A 14,954-nucleotide genomic window follows, 5' to 3' on the forward strand; every position below is an offset into this window, starting at 1 on the left:
TTAGATCTGAACCTTAGCTTTAAGCATAATCATAGAATTATCATAACCCAACGTTCTAATAACTTCCTGATTGTCGTTGGGACCGATATAAAACGAGTCAGTATCCCTATTCGAATTTAATGTATCTATCTGATATTTAATCTCAAAATTAACCGACGGCGTATAGTCATAGCTCATGGTTACGCTAAACACACCATCTTTATCATGTCGATCCTTGTTCTGTTTTTTATAGTCTTCCGAAGTGAATGAGTAGTCCAATAAAGTAGAAAAACGAGTGCCTAACCAGAAATGCTGGTAAGAAAGGCCATACTGGGTCACTAAAATATATCCCCCAACTTCCGATGGGTCTTTAATGCTTTGCGCAGAGTGGGCCGTGAAAACTGATTGTTGTAATGGCTTCCACTCCGCTTTTATGTCCCAGTTTAGACCATTAAAATCATGCGAGTTTGCGTTGTTTTCAAATGTTTTATACAGCCATGAAATATTCATGTCGACATTGGTTTTCCCCGTCAACTGCGACTTCAGGCCATACAGCAAATAGTACTCATTAGTGTCTTTTTCTGAGTTGTTATCATAGCGACGCTGGTTAGTAATAAAACTATAGCGAAAGCGCGTTCTGGATGTGTACTGGTCAAAAATTTCTGCCACCAAGCTATTTTCGTGCCATTCCTGTTCCTGAATATAATTGTAGAAGTCTTCACTGCTGTCCCGTACATCAGACGTGTTGCCGAAAGTGAGTTTTTTATACAACAACGCCAGTTCCGCTTTCCCACGCCCATCAGGTGCGCCGTAACTGTAACGCAATTCACTGTTGATAAAATTCGTCGTCAGTGGAGATGTAATCCCATACTGCTCGAATTGGCCCGGGAGAAAACCCTCGGTAATACCGCGACCACGGGATTCATGCCCAAGCGTATCCTCCAGATTGAGGGTTAGACCATGCTTGAGCCCGTACCGCCAGGCACCGTTAAAACGGAAAAAATGATCGTTATAGTTATCAGCGGAATCACTGGAGTAGTTACGATAATCTCCGGAATACATCAGTAAATACTTATCCTGACCACGCTCTCCGATCATACTCAGTACAGGCGCTGCGCTCTGAAACGAGGAACCAATAGCATCGCTGCTATGTGGCTGATAAGAAACGTTATCATTATAACCATAATCCACAGCGACCTTGCCCTGGAAGTCGATTCCCGCAAAGCCAATGTGTGATTTCGGGGTTAAATCAGCCCATGCGGGCTGCGATATCACGATTCCGGTAATCACTATCAATTTAGTATGCATTCTTACCGACAAATCCTTTGAAAATAGTTTTAATGATGATTTTTATATCCAGCCATAACGACCAGTTTTGAATGTACTCAATATCGTACTGAACCCGTTTTTCCATCTTATAAAGCGCATCGATTTCCCCGCGGAAACCGTTGATCTGTGCAAGCCCAGTGATCCCAGGCTTCACTTTATGGCGGATCATGTAATTTTCGACCTGTTTGCGGTACTGCTCATTATGCGTTACCGCATGAGGTCTGGGACCGACAATCGACATACTTCCCTGCAAAACGTTAATAAATTGCGGAAGTTCATCCAGCGAAGTGCGGCGTAAAAAGCTCCCGAATCTGGTTACCCGCGGATCGTTTTTCGTGGCCTGAATAACCGTATCGGAATTCTCCATGACGCGCATAGAACGAAACTTCCAGACCTTAATTTTTTGCCCGCTAAGACCATAGCGGTCCTGTTTGAAAAACACCGGCCCGCGGGACGTGAGTTTGATACCAATGGCAATAGCCAGCATCAGCGAGGAAATCATCACCATAATGATGCTGCCAAGAACCAGATCTTCCGCCCGCTTAATAAACGACCCCGCCCCTTCAAACGGTGAACTGAAGATACCGATAGTTTGCAGGTTGTGGATGGAGCGTAACTTGGACATGTTGTTACTATAGGTATAAAAGTCAGGGACAATATAGGTATCTACGGTGGTGTCAGACATCATCGCTAAAAAATGACGAATTCGGTGTAAAGCAACCATCGGTAAAGCGATGTAGATTTCGTCTATATTTCCCTGCCTGGCTTCCTCAACTAAATTGCTCACCGAGCCGCGAAAGGGACTTTTTATTTTCTCCACCACATCGCCGCAACGGGATGGACTGCGCTCATCATAAAATGCCAGGTCTAATTTGATATTGGCATATTCAGTGGTCAATGCGTTTTCCGCCGCCAGACCGTTCTCAGTAAGCCCAATCACAGCAACGCGAATATTTTTTCTGGCGGTGTATTTGAAAAGAAAAAAGCGGATATAGTATAGAAAAGGTAATGGAATGAAGTACCAGTAAATAATGGCTGAATAAAACGGTGAAGGCAGTCTGTCTAAGTAGCCGAGTGATTCAGGCTCAGCCACCGTCATACTGACCAGTTCGTTAAAAAAAATCGCCAGCAGCGTACAAAAAACCAAGCGTTTTTGATTACGCAAACCGATCGTCTTAATCTTTTGCTGGTACATTTTAATGTATTCAGCAAACAGTAAGAAAAAGATCGAGAAGAGAAGACTCAAAATCGCAATGGTGTTAAAGGGCACCAAACCCAGCAGATGGGCGCTAAAAATTAACACCACATTGATAACAATGAAATCGACCAGTTTTAAAAAGACCGGATATCCTTGACTGCTAATCTTTAGCGAATTTTTAAGCATATCTCAACCTATTATCGATTGATCTTTAATTGTTTTTTTCTTATTTCATGAAGTTAATTATATCACAAGCTTAAAAAACACAAGGGTAGATTGTCAGCAAATGTAAAAAGAAAGATGGCAAGTTGTGACAAGCACCTCACAAGATATCAGCATCAATATGATTTTATTGACTATTAAAATCAAGCTCGATTTATTTTCCACATTAGAAAATATAATTACCTGCAACAAAAATCGCATTGACAGATAACAGTTCATGAACTAATAGCAAGTGCAATTGTATGATGAATACCCGGGTCACTTACTGGGGTAGGCTCATCGGGAGCCTCTCACTTGCCGCCTTCCCACAACGAGAAATCCGTAGCATATATAAGCGTATATAATATCCTTAAGAAAAATAACACGGGAATATATTAACAAGAAAATGATTAGCAAGCTTATTGTGAGCGTGATGCTTACTGATTGGATCTTAGAATTATCGTCATTCTGATGTACAAAAATGAAGAACAATCAAATTCAGCACAAAAAATTTAGTTTAAATAATTGTAGCAACTCCGATGACTGAAGATGACCAACATGACTTTACAGGTATAAAAAACACACTGTAACTGTTCAACCCCAAAATGAATATCACATCTCGCTAATATCAACATTCTGCGAACTTATACATCTAACAACAGTAATTTCAACACAGATCAATCCGCTCATTCAAAACACCCAAAAAGAATAAATGACAACATTGATATTTTGTTAAATGTACCACAACGATAATCCCATACGTTATTTATAATCATGTATACACCGTGTTAAAAAACCTTAAAAGATTACTAAAACACCCTTTCATCACACATAAAAAATTATGTTTACTTATTTTTCGCAAATAAATAATATCCGCAGCGGATGACTTGTTGAGCAATTTACAAACGTTAATCGTTTCTTTTAAATGAAGTCCTGCATCATTTTTTGACATTGATGTACTCCGGCTGAATCTGCGCCTCTGACAAGTACTCTTCTGGGTAAATAATAAATTTAACGGAGTTATGATGAAGAAAATTACACTCACCTGCACCGCGCTGGTTGCTTTGTTTGCGGCTAATGTTGGCGCGGCAGGAAGTACTAATTACGCCACCACCGCGGGAGCAGGTTCTAAAGCCACCGCGACGGTCCATTTTACCGGTGAAATTGTTGCCAGCACCTGCGTAGTGAACACCGCCAATCCAACAAATACAAACGTCGTATTACCGCAAGTCACCAACCAGTTATTTGGCGGCGCAGGCTCTACCACCGGCGATACTCAGTTTACGTTGCAATTTACCGGCTGTAGTGGCGCAACGGGAGCACACAGCTATGTGGTGGTCTTTACCGGTAAAAATCCTGGCAGTAATACCACATTGTTGGAAGCAACTCGTACAACAGGAGCAGCCACCGATGTCGGCATTGAAGTGGACAATAAAGGTAACTCAGGTAAAGCCCTCGATTTCTCCGCTAGTCAGAATGAAGTGTCATTGACACCGGACCAAAACGGCGATGCACATATTGATTTGGTCGCCAAATATCAGCAAATAGGCGCAACGCTGCCTGCGGCAGGCACAATTACTGCGGATATGAATTATACCGTCATTTATAAATAACGGACGTTGATTGCTATGGATGGCACTGTTCCCTGAATCTGGAAAGTGCACCTGATGAATAAAGTCTTCTTTTATCTGTTGCTGTGCGTGGTTAGCACCGCACACAGCGCGATTAATTTGGGTCAAACACGCGTTATTTATAATGAGAACGATAAAGCAGCGATGTTTGACGTCAACAATAATACAGACAAGCCATATATGGTACAGACATGGCTGGATAAGGGTAATCCAGATGAGACGCCGGCCAATCTACCAATGATAATTACCCCGCCGATCCTGAAACTCGACGGCCATAAATCCGCCGGGCTACGGGCTATTTACCAGGGCAACGGGCTTCCCCATGATGTTGAATCGGTATTGTGGATTAACGTGCAGGAAATCCCCACCATTGAAAACGAGGAAAATACCTTACAACTGGCGCAACGAATTCGCATCAAACTCTTTTATCGCCCTGCGGGGTTGAATATGACGCTACCTGAAGCGGTCGAGAAATTACAGTGGCAATGTCACGGAAATACTCTGCGTGCCGTTAATCCGACACCGTTACATATTTCTCTGACGCAATTGCATATTAACGGCCAAAACGTTGATGCCGATATGGTGAATCCTCATGGCGAACGCACGTTTACGCTGTCGCAGCAAAAAGTTAGCCACATCGATTTTAACTGGGTAGATGATTACGGCGGCACTAACGCGGTCAATAACGTCCCGATATCGTGTTATTAAGTCAGAGGTTGCAATGATGATAAAAAATAAGCAACCGCAACGGTTTAAGGAAAAGGTCTTTACGCTGTCAACGTTGGTCCTGTGTATGCCTGCTTACGCCAACAGTGCGCCACAATTTAATACCCGTTTTGTGCACGGTGCGCAAAATATTACCTCCGTGGTGCAAATCGCCCGTAATGATGGGCTTAGCGAAGGGACGTTTGAATACGATATTTATATTGATCATAGCTTCGTTGAGACGCGCAATGTTGCCTTCAAAAGACGTCAGCCAGAAGGCAAGCCACAACCCTGCCTAAGCGCTGACGATCTGCGCAGATACGGGATTAAAATCCCGGATGACCGCAGCGATACCTGCATTGAGCTCACAGCGCTGATAGCAAACAGCCGCCTGACGGCAGATGCAAACTACCAGCGTATTGATATTTCAGTGCCGGAAGCTTTTCTGCTCTCGACCGCACACGATGCAGTCCCGGAGTCTGCCTATGACGATGGGGTTAATGCCGCTTTTGTCGGCTACAACGTCAATACTACCCGCCTGGCCGAACAGGGTCAGGATCATGACTCCGTTTTTGCCAGTTTTGCCAACGGCATCAACCTGGCGGGATGGCATTTCCGTAACCAGTCCACGTTCAGCTACGCCAGCGGTTCAGGCCGCCAGGGGCAGGCGGTTTCTACGTGGGTGGAGCGCAATATTGTTGCGCTACGTAGCCGCTTGCGCATCGGGCAAACCTACACGGATGACAATGTGTTCGACAGCATCCAGTTTACCGGGGCGCAGCTCACCAGCGATGAAAATATGTTGCCTGATAGCCAACGCGATTTTGCCCCGGTCGTTCGCGGCGTCGCCAACAGCAATGCCACAATCGAAATCCGGCAAAATGGCTACCTGATCTACAGTAAAAACGTCGCGCCGGGCGCGTTTGACATCGACGATATTAACCCCAGCAACCAGAGTGGCGATCTGGATGTTAGCGTTATTGAAGCCGATGGCAGCCGTCGCAATTTCAGCGTGCCTTATTCGGCGGTACCGAACATGCTGCGCGCAGGTAACAGCCGTTTTCAGTTTACGGCCGGGGAATACCGTGACGGTTACAGTGGCGGCTGGCGGCCCCGTTTTGTCCAGGGAACGTTGAGCTATGGCCTCAGCTCTGGAACCACGCTGTACGGCGGTTTACTGACGGCGGAAAGTTACAACGCGATTGCCACTGGGGTCGCTCAGGATCTGCATCAGTTCGGCGCGATCTCCTTTGATATCACCACCGCCCGAGCACAGCTTGCCAGCGGAGAAGCGTCCACGGGGCAAAGTTACCGTTTCCTGTATTCTAAATCGCTGAACCAGTACGGCACGGATTTTCGTCTGGTTGGCTACCGCTACAATACATCCGGCTATTACAGCTTTAGCGACACCATTAACGAGCATAACAGCTGGTCCTCGGGTTATTACGACATCGCCTATGACGACCCCAATCAGCAGCTGCGTTACCCTGGCGAGCAGCACAACAAAAAGCATTACTACACCAGTAACTACAATAATCGCCGCCAACGTTTTGAGGTTTCTGTTAATCAGCGTTTGTGGGATAACGCCTCGCTTTACGTCAGCGCCAGCCAGCAAAACTACTGGCACAACGGGAGTCACGACCGCACGATACAGCTGGGTTACAACGATACGCTGGGGAAAATCAACTGGAGCGTATACGTGCAGGACACCCGCAACCAGTACGACTACCAGGACCGCAGTATCAACCTGACGTTATCCATCCCATTTGATTTCATGGACAGCCACGGCTTTGTCTCTGCCAACGTGATGCATAGCCAGCAGAATGGCGACAGCTACTCCACCAGCTACAGCAACACCGCATTTGACGATCGTCTGAGCTGGGGCGTTCAAGGCAGTACCACCGATCGACAAGATTCCGCTGCCGGCGTTAACGCCGCCTGGCAAGGCGACAAGATGAACGTTCAGGGAGGCTATAGCGCCGGGCGCAACTACCAGAATATGAATATGGGCATCAGCGGCGGGGCGATGCTGCACGCAGGCGGCGTTACGCTTATGCACTCTCCGGGTGACACCATGGTGTTGGTCGAGGCTCAAAATGCCGACGGCGTCCATATCCAGCAACAAAACGGCGTGGCGATAGACGGTAACGGCTATGCGGTCCTGACTGCGGCAGATGCCTGGCATTACAACGTGGTGAGTCTGAATACCGCCGATATTGGCGCCGGTCTGGATATTCCCCAGGCACAGAAAAAAATTGTCCCGACAGAGAAAGCCATCGGCAAAGTCGTGTTTGAAACCTTCAGCGGGCGCAACTATCTGGTGAATGCAGTCATACCCGGCAACATAGCCCCGCCGGTTGGTGCGATCGTTCGGGATGCCAAAGGCCGCAATCACGGCCTGGTCGGTTTGCATGGCGCTCTGTATGCCAGCGGCGTGGAAGATAATTCGCGCCTGGAAGTGCGCTGGGGCTCACATACCAATGAACACTGCTTTATTCAAATGCCGGATAACCATCACCAGCCGGTGAAGAAAATCGGATATACACAAATTACTGCCCAGTGCGTCGGTTCGTAAGGTGCAATCAATGAATCCGTTAAAAATAGTTAAACTCGTGGTGCTGTTTTGTTTGCCGATCTTCAGTAGTACAAGCTATGCGGTTACCTGTACAGCAAACAGCGTCTCTGTACACGTTGATCCGATTAAAATTAGCCGCAGCACCGCCGCCGGAGACACCGTCTGGGTGTCCAATTCACAAACCGTTAGCGTCACCTGCAGCGACACGGACCATATGCCCCAGGGCGAAGCGGCCAGAATCTACATCGATCCCGACCATGAGTTTGCGCATTTTTTGCAGGGAACCAATATGAAACTGGTGGTGAGCATCGATGGTCGTTCTTACGATCAGAGCGCGCAGGCCGTCACCACGCAATATCAGGCAACGCTGCCCCGAACAGGTTCAAACGGCTACTGCAATAGTAACAGCCACAGAAATACCAGTGCCTGCCTGGCACTTCCGCAAACTTTCTCTTTCACCTTTAACCTCAGTCTGGTCGCCACCGGAAAGCTCCCGGATCCTTTGCCCGCACTGGCGGGTCGCACCATCAACAAAGTTTTCGTCGTCGACGGTATTGGCAGCATTAACTCTTGCAGTACGCATTGTTCCGCCAGCAATCCGGCAAAAAACTTTGGCCCCGCGCTGACCGGCCTGAATAACATCAGTTATATCAACTGCGAACCGATCGTCTTGATCGCCTCTGATAAGGGAACGGATACCGTCGAGTTTGGCAGGATCAGCATTACCGAAGCCAAAGCGGGCAAGGATAACAGCCACAGCAAACAGTTTGCCGTTATCGCTGCAGAAGCTGCCGGGAAGCATGAATGTCGCGGCATCAATTACGCGATAACCTTTACCGGCACCACGCACAACAGCGGCACGGTTTTTACCGGTCAGGGTACGCCGGATATCGGCGTTACACTTCAGGATGCTGCACGGCCCGGCGCCGGGGATATTATCAGCGGCAACCGCATCGATTTTACCAGCGGCGCGTTTAACAACCAGAGCGACAGTCGGCGCAAAGAGTTCATGGCGACCCTGTTCTGGCTGAAGAACCCTCCTCAACCAGGCGCATTTAGTATCCCGGTCAATGCGACAGTGACCTTTAAATAACGGGCGCAGGACGACACCGATCGTCCTGCCCTTCTCGCTCCAGACATAAAAACCGCATCCGTACGCTTAACCCGCCTAATGCTTCACTCCGGGATAGCTGTGGGTGCGTACGATGCAGGCGAGCAATGTCGTTGACCAGCGCCAGACCGATTCCTGCCCCAGGAATATTGCCGACGTTATCCAGACGATGAAACGGGAGCAGCGCCTGATGCACCATTTGTTCATCAATGCCTGGCCCGCTATCTTCAACCACCAGCACCACAGCCTCTCCTTCTCGCCGCAGTCGGGCAGTCACCACGCCACACGGCGGCGTGTATTTCAGTGCGTTATCCAGCAGATTCCCGCACAGTTCCCCGAGCAAGACTTCGTCGCCCTCAACCCACACCGCGTCCTGATCCCCTTCATAGCCCAGATCGATCCCTTTACTACGCGCTTGCGCCAGTCGGGTAAAACAGCTGGTTTGCACCACCTCATACAGATTAACCGGCGAGAAATGCCTTTCCCCTTGCTCTTTGCGCTTCACCGCAGACAACTGCAACAGCCTTTCAGTCAGTTGAATGGTGTTATCCAGCGTGGTACTCATGGCTTGCAGACTCTCGTACCACTGCTGCGGCTGCTGACTGGCGAGAGCCACCGCCGCCTGAGTTTTCAGCACTGCCAACGGCGTTTTAAGCTGATGGGAAGCATCCGCGCTGAAGCGCTCCTGGCGAGAAATCAGGCCGCGAAGTCGGTCCAGATAGCGGTTAAACGCCACAATCAGTAGACGGGTTTCCGACCACGGCAGCAGCTCCGGCAGCGGCGTCAGTAGCCCCGGCTCACGACGCACCATCAGCGATGACAGCTGGCGCATCGGGCGTAGCACCCGGCGCAGCAGCCAGCCAACCAGCACCAGAGTCAGTAGTACCAGCAGCCCTTGCGAGACCCACGAGGAAAACAACAGCTGTCGCGCCAGATAACGCCGCGATTGCAGCGTTTCGGCAACATAAATCTCCGCCATGCCAACAATGCCACCTTCGTTGACAGGCTGCAGCAGACGCGCCACACGGATTGCCTCACCGCGATATTCAGTGTGATAAAACCATGCCAGCGCCGGATAAAGCCGCGTGCGCGAGGTAGCAGGCGGCATCGCCGGTAAATCGTCATAACCAGAGATAACCTTCCCCGCCGGATCAACCACTTTGTAATACAGTCGGTCGTTCATATTCAATTCAAAGCTGTCCAGCACCACCCATGGCACATTCACTTCTAACTGTTTATTGCGCACCACCAGCCGCTCGGAGACGGTCCTGGCGGATGAAAGCAGCGTGCGGTCATACGCCTGGGTCGCCGCCTGTAGCGCGCTGACATAGCTGTTAAATGCTGACAGGCCCCACAGCAACATTAGCGGCAGGCCCAAAAACATCAGCAGTTGCAGGTATAGCGATTGGGGTTTAACCCACTTCATCGCTACGCTCCAGCACATAACCCAGACCACGCAACGTGGCGATGCGCACATCGCTTCCCTGTAGCTTTTTGCGCAAACGATGGATATACAGCTCAATGCTTTCAGGACTGACCTCATCACTCAGGCTGAAGACCTGCTCAAACAACTGCTGGCGTGAAACTGGTCGCAACCGACGGTACATCAGCACCGTCAACAGCGCCTGTTCTCGCGGCGTGAGCGCCAACGGCAACCCCTGCAACAGAAAATAGCCTTCATCGTGAAACGCCAGCTCCCCCAGTTGCTGTATGCCTTGCACCTGTCCCGCACTGCGACGCAGCAAGGCTCGCAACCGAGCATCCAACTCCTCGATCTCAAACGGTTTTGCCAGATAATCATCGGCCCCGACGTTCAACCCTTTCACCCTATCGGCCACCGCGCTACGCGCCGTCAGCAGCAGGACAGGAAGCGTCTGCCCGCGTTTGCGCAGCCGCTTAACGACTTCCAGACCATCCAGCCCCGGCATATTGATATCCAGCACCGCCAACGCGTATGTTTCGCCATGTAAAAGATGGTCGGCCGCCAGGCCATCAAAAACGCAGTCAACGGCAAAACCGTTTTGCACCAGCGCTTTCACCAGCCAGTGAGCTAACTCACGGTTATCTTCCGCTAATAAGAGACGCATATCACATCCTGTAAAGTTTCTGCCGCATTGAAAGGGAATTGAAAGGTTAATGTTTTAACAATCACGCAACCGAACTGCTACACATCGGCTCACATAATCACAAAAATCTTCTTCCGTACCCGAAAATCCGGTTTTCCGGCGTGAGGATAAACAATGAAAAAACAGTTACTTCGTACCCTTACTGCAAGCATTTTACTGATGAGTACCTCTGTACTGGCCGAACAAGCGCCATCGCGCACTGAATGTATCGCCCCTGCTAAACCCGGCGGTGGTTTCGATCTCACCTGTAAGTTGATTCAGGTGAGCATGATGGAAACCGGTGCTATCGAAAAACCGATGCGCGTGACCTATATGCCTGGCGGCGTTGGTGCCGTGGCCTATAACGCGATCGTCGCTCAACGCCCGGCTGAAGCGGGAACCGTGGTGGCCTTCTCCGGCGGCTCCCTGCTGAACCTGTCACAGGGCAAGTTTGGTCGCTACGGTGTGGATGATGTCCGCTGGCTGGCAAGTGTCGGCACCGACTACGGCATGATTGCCGTACGTCAGGATGCGCCATGGAAGACGCTGAAAGATCTGCTTACGGCAATGGAGAAAGACCCTAACAGCGTGGTCATTGGCGCAGGTGCTTCTATCGGTAGCCAGGACTGGATGAAGTCGGCGCTGCTGGCGCAAAAAGCCAATGTCGATCCGCACAAGATGCGCTATGTGGCTTTTGAAGGCGGTGGCGAACCGGTTACCGCATTGATGGGAAATCACGTACAAGTGGTTTCCGGCGATCTCAGTGAGATGGTGCCCTACCTCAGTGGCGACAAAATCCGCGTGCTCGCGGTGTTCTCCGATCAACGCCTACCGGGCCAGTTAGCCAACGTGCCAACCGCCAAAGAGCAGGGTTATGACCTCGTGTGGCCTATCATTCGTGGCTTCTACGTTGGGCCAAAAGTCAGCGACGCCGAGTATCAGTGGTGGGTTGATGCCTTTAACAAACTCCAGCAGACCGATGAGTTTAAAAAACAACGCGATCTGCGCGGTCTGTTTGAGTTCAACATGAGCGGCAAACAGCTCGACGACTACGTGAAAAAACAGGTTACGGATTATCGTGAGCAGGCGAAAGCCTTCGGTCTGGCGAAGTAAACGCAGAGGCAAAGATGATGAGCGATCGTATTTTTGCAGGTATCTGGCTGTTGCTCTGCATAGCCGGGCTGTTCGTGGCCTGGCAAATCAGCAGCGAATACAGCTATGAACCCGTAGGGCCGCGTCCCTTCCCGCTGGGCATTATCAGTCTGATGTTGGTATGCGCCGTGGCGCTGCTGTTGCGCCATCCGGATACCATCAGTTGGCCCCGTCGCCACGTGCTGCAAAAGCTGCTGACGATGGTAATTGTTCTGTTGATGTACGCCTGGGGTTTTGAGTGGCTCGGTTTTCCCATCGCCACCGCCATTCTCACCGTGGTGATTGGCATGCTGTTCGGCGCAACCATCCCGGCTGCGGGTATTTCCGGCGCGGTGCTCGGCATTCTGCTGTGGTATGCCTTTGACCGACTGCTTGACGTCACCTTACCACTCGGCGCCTGGCTGGGTTAACGGAGAAACGATGGATACCTGGATTTATCTTTCTCAGGGTTTCGCGGTGGCAATGACGCCGGAAAACCTGGTCATCGCCTTGATAGGCTGTTTTGTAGGCACCATTGTGGGTTTGCTGCCTGGCCTTGGGCCAATCAACGGCGTGGCGATCCTGCTGCCGCTGGCCTTTGCTTTGCATCTGCCCGCAGAATCCGCGCTGATCCTGCTGGCTACGGTCTACATTGGCTGTGAATATGGCGGGCGCATCTCCTCCATCCTGCTGAATGTTCCCGGCGATGCGGCGGCGATTATGACCGCGCTGGATGGTTACCCGATGGCGCAGCAAGGACGCGGCGGCGTGGCGCTCTCTATCTCGGCGGTCAGCTCTTTCTTTGGTTCGCTTATCGCCATCGGCGGCATCATTCTGTTTGCCCCGGCGTTAGCCCAATGGTCGCTGGCCTTCGGTCCGGCAGAATACTTTGCCTTAATGGTTTTCGCCATTGCCTGTCTCGGCAGCATGATGGCGCAAAATCCGCTGAAATCATTTCTGGCAGCGCTTATCGGTCTCGGACTTGCGACCGTCGGCGTAGACGCCAACACCGGGGTTTATCGCTTTACTTTTGACAGTGTCCATCTCTCCGACGGTGTGCAGTTTATCGTAGTGGTGATTGGGCTGTTCTCTGTCTCTGAAATACTGTTAATGCTGGAACATACCAGCAGTGGCCAGACGCTGGTGCGTAAAACGGGCCGCATGTTGTTCAACGCCAAAGAAGGCGCTCAGTGCGTAGGGGCCACCCTGCGTTCATCAGTGATTGGCTTTTTCGTCGGCGTTCTGCCTGGCGCTGGCGCCACCATTGCCAGTGCCATCACCTACATGACCGAGAAAAAGCTCAGCGGCAACAGCGACAGCTTTGGCAAGGGGGATATTCGTGGCGTAGCAGCACCAGAAGCCGCCAACAACGCCTCGGCCTGCGGCTCTTTCATCCCGATGCTGACGCTCGGCGTGCCGGGCTCCGGTACCACGGCGGTGATGATGGGCGCGCTGACGCTGTACAACATCACCCCGGGGCCGGCGATGTTCACTGAACAGCCGGATATCGTCTGGGGGCTGATTGCAGCGCTGCTGATCGCTAACGTAATGCTGCTGGTGATGAACATTCCACTGATCGGTTTGTTTACCCGCATGCTGACCATTCCGCTGTGGTTTTTGGTACCCGCTATTGCGGCAGTCTCCGCGGTAGGTGTGTACGCTGTCCACAGCACTACCTTCGATTTGGTGTTGATGGTCGCCCTCGGCGTGCTGGGCTACATTTTGCGTAAAATGCACTTCCCAATGTCGCCATTGATTCTGGGCTTCGTTCTCGGGGAAATGCTGGAGCAGAACCTGCGCCGGGCGTTGTCTATCAGTAACGGGAGTATGGATATTCTGTGGGCCAGCGGCGTGGCGAAAGTGCTGCTGGTGATGGCGGTACTGGTTATCGTGGTCCCGCCGGTGCTGCGCATGATCCGTAAACGCAACAGCAAACCACAGGTGGATATCAGTTAATAACGCGCCTTGTCCGGCCTACGATTAATCGCCACTGTAGGCCGGATAAGCGCAGCACCATCCGGCATTTTCATCTTAATTCCTGAACTGCACTAAGAACGTGCTCAACAAACCGTGTCAGCTTGGGCAACGGACGCAAATCCTGTCGCCACAGCAAATGAATCGGCCGCGGCTGTGGCGTAAATCCTTCCAGAATACGAACCAACTTGCCAGTAGCCAGCTCTTCTGCCAACAGCACCTCCGGTTGCAATAACAGCCCAGCCCCCGCTACCGCCGCCATACGCAGTCCATGACCATCGTTACAGCGCAGGATCGCATCGCGTTTCCATCTGACTTCCCCCGTCACGCCAGGCAGTATCCACTCGTTGCGGGCCGTCCACACGGTATGGGACAGACACAGATGATCCACCAGATCCGCGGGCGTTCGGGGGGTGCCATGGCGGGCAAGATATTCTGGCGAAGCACAAATTGCCATACGGTAGGGACACAGGTATTTCGCCACCACGTCAGTCTGATGGATATCGCCAATGCGGATCGCCAGATCAACACCTTCATTAACCAGATCAACCATCCGGTTGGTTAGATCCAGTTCAATGCGCACCTCTGGCCAGGTCTGTAAAAACGCAGCGGCCAATGGCGAGATCACGCAAGCGCCAAAAGACGTGGGCGCGCTTATGCGCAGCGTCCCTGCTGGTGCCAGCCGCAGACGCTCTACCGAACGTTCAGCTATCGATACCTGCTCCAGCACGCGACGGGCTTCTTCAAAATAGACGCGTCCGGCATCGGTCAGACTCTGGCGACGCGTATTGCGCTCCAGCAAACGCGTGCCGAGCTGCGCTTCCAGTTGGGCAATATATTTTCCCACCATCACCGCAGACATCTCGAGCCTCGTCGCGGCAGAAGTAAAGCTCCCGCTCTCCACCACGGCGACAAACGTTTCCATGCCGCGTAACTTATCCATATTGCAAACCTCTGGTTAGTAATAATCTAACTTTTAGCCAGTTTATCCGATTTCATTTTCATTAAAGAATAG

Annotated in this window: 12 protein-coding genes; 7 read left to right on the forward strand and 5 right to left on the reverse strand. The window is 50.9% G+C overall.

The genetic code is table 11. The features are described from left to right. Both SK34_RS06255 and SK34_RS06260 read right to left on the reverse strand, forming a co-directional pair. On the reverse strand, nt 1-1,287 hold the full coding sequence (locus tag SK34_RS06255; protein WP_003839728.1) for an outer membrane beta-barrel protein: 1,287 nt from the start codon (nt 1,285-1,287) through the stop codon (nt 1-3). Beyond that, entirely contained in the window at nt 1,277-2,692 is a 1,416-nt protein-coding gene (locus SK34_RS06260) for an undecaprenyl-phosphate glucose phosphotransferase (RefSeq protein ID WP_048232648.1), read from the reverse strand. Before SK34_RS06260 ends, SK34_RS06255 begins: the two co-directional genes overlap by 11 nt. 1,040 nt (nt 2,693-3,732) lie before the next feature. Here SK34_RS06260 and SK34_RS06265 point away from each other — a divergent pair. The 4 genes from SK34_RS06265 to SK34_RS06280 are packed head-to-tail and all read left to right on the forward strand — an operon-like array spanning nt 3,733 to nt 8,711. Further along, nucleotides 3,733-4,320, forward strand: coding sequence for a fimbrial protein (locus tag SK34_RS06265; RefSeq protein WP_048217223.1), 588 nt, complete (start codon nt 3,733-3,735; stop codon nt 4,318-4,320). A gap of 54 nt (nt 4,321-4,374) precedes the next feature. Continuing rightward, nucleotides 4,375-5,046, forward strand: coding sequence for a fimbrial biogenesis chaperone (locus SK34_RS06270; RefSeq protein ID WP_032938091.1), 672 nt, complete (start codon nt 4,375-4,377; stop codon nt 5,044-5,046). 13 nt (nt 5,047-5,059) lie between these two features. Continuing rightward, nucleotides 5,060-7,618: a fimbria/pilus outer membrane usher protein gene (locus SK34_RS06275; RefSeq protein WP_048217222.1), complete on the forward strand. Its 2,559-nt coding sequence runs from the start codon at nt 5,060-5,062 to the stop codon at nt 7,616-7,618. Nucleotides 7,619-7,628: 10 nt separating this feature from the next. Continuing rightward, nucleotides 7,629-8,711 carry a fimbrial protein gene (locus SK34_RS06280; RefSeq protein ID WP_048232650.1) on the forward strand — a complete coding sequence of 361 codons (1,083 nt, stop codon included), beginning with the start codon at nt 7,629-7,631 and terminating at the stop codon, nt 8,709-8,711. On the opposite strand, the gene SK34_RS06285 is transcribed toward SK34_RS06280, so the two are convergent. Then, on the reverse strand, nt 8,704-10,155 hold the full coding sequence (locus SK34_RS06285) for a sensor histidine kinase (protein WP_003846005.1): 1,452 nt from the start codon (nt 10,153-10,155) through the stop codon (nt 8,704-8,706). The two genes, SK34_RS06280 and SK34_RS06285, sit on opposite strands and share 8 nt — an antisense overlap. Beyond that, nucleotides 10,142-10,816 (reverse strand): transcriptional regulator TctD, encoded by a 675-nt coding sequence (tctD, locus tag SK34_RS06290; protein WP_003846006.1) that lies wholly within the window; start codon nt 10,814-10,816, stop codon nt 10,142-10,144. The genes SK34_RS06285 and tctD overlap by 14 nt, the downstream gene beginning before the upstream one ends. 153 nt (nt 10,817-10,969) lie before the next feature. Here tctD and SK34_RS06295 point away from each other — a divergent pair, with 153 nt between their 5' ends. From SK34_RS06295 to SK34_RS06305, 3 genes are read left to right on the forward strand one after another with little or no spacing between them, the layout of a single operon-like run. Beyond that, nucleotides 10,970-11,947 carry a Bug family tripartite tricarboxylate transporter substrate binding protein gene (locus SK34_RS06295; protein ID WP_003846007.1) on the forward strand — a complete coding sequence of 326 codons (978 nt, stop codon included), beginning with the start codon at nt 10,970-10,972 and terminating at the stop codon, nt 11,945-11,947. A gap of 14 nt (nt 11,948-11,961) precedes the next feature. After that, entirely contained in the window at nt 11,962-12,396 is a 435-nt protein-coding gene (locus tag SK34_RS06300; protein WP_008321484.1) for a tripartite tricarboxylate transporter TctB family protein, read from the forward strand. Nucleotides 12,397-12,406: 10 nt separating this feature from the next. After that, on the forward strand, nt 12,407-13,921 hold the full coding sequence (locus SK34_RS06305) for a tripartite tricarboxylate transporter permease (protein ID WP_003846009.1): 1,515 nt from the start codon (nt 12,407-12,409) through the stop codon (nt 13,919-13,921). Nucleotides 13,922-13,991: 70 nt separating this feature from the next. Here the strand turns inward: SK34_RS06305 and SK34_RS06310 are convergent, their stop codons facing one another. Next, nucleotides 13,992-14,882, reverse strand: a complete 891-nt coding sequence (locus SK34_RS06310; RefSeq protein WP_003037204.1) for a LysR family transcriptional regulator — start codon at nt 14,880-14,882, stop codon at nt 13,992-13,994. Between the last annotated feature and the right edge of the window lie 72 nt (nt 14,883-14,954).

This window comes from Citrobacter sp. MGH104, assembly GCF_001034485.1.
Taxonomy (GTDB): Bacteria; Pseudomonadota; Gammaproteobacteria; order Enterobacterales; family Enterobacteriaceae; genus Citrobacter; species Citrobacter freundii.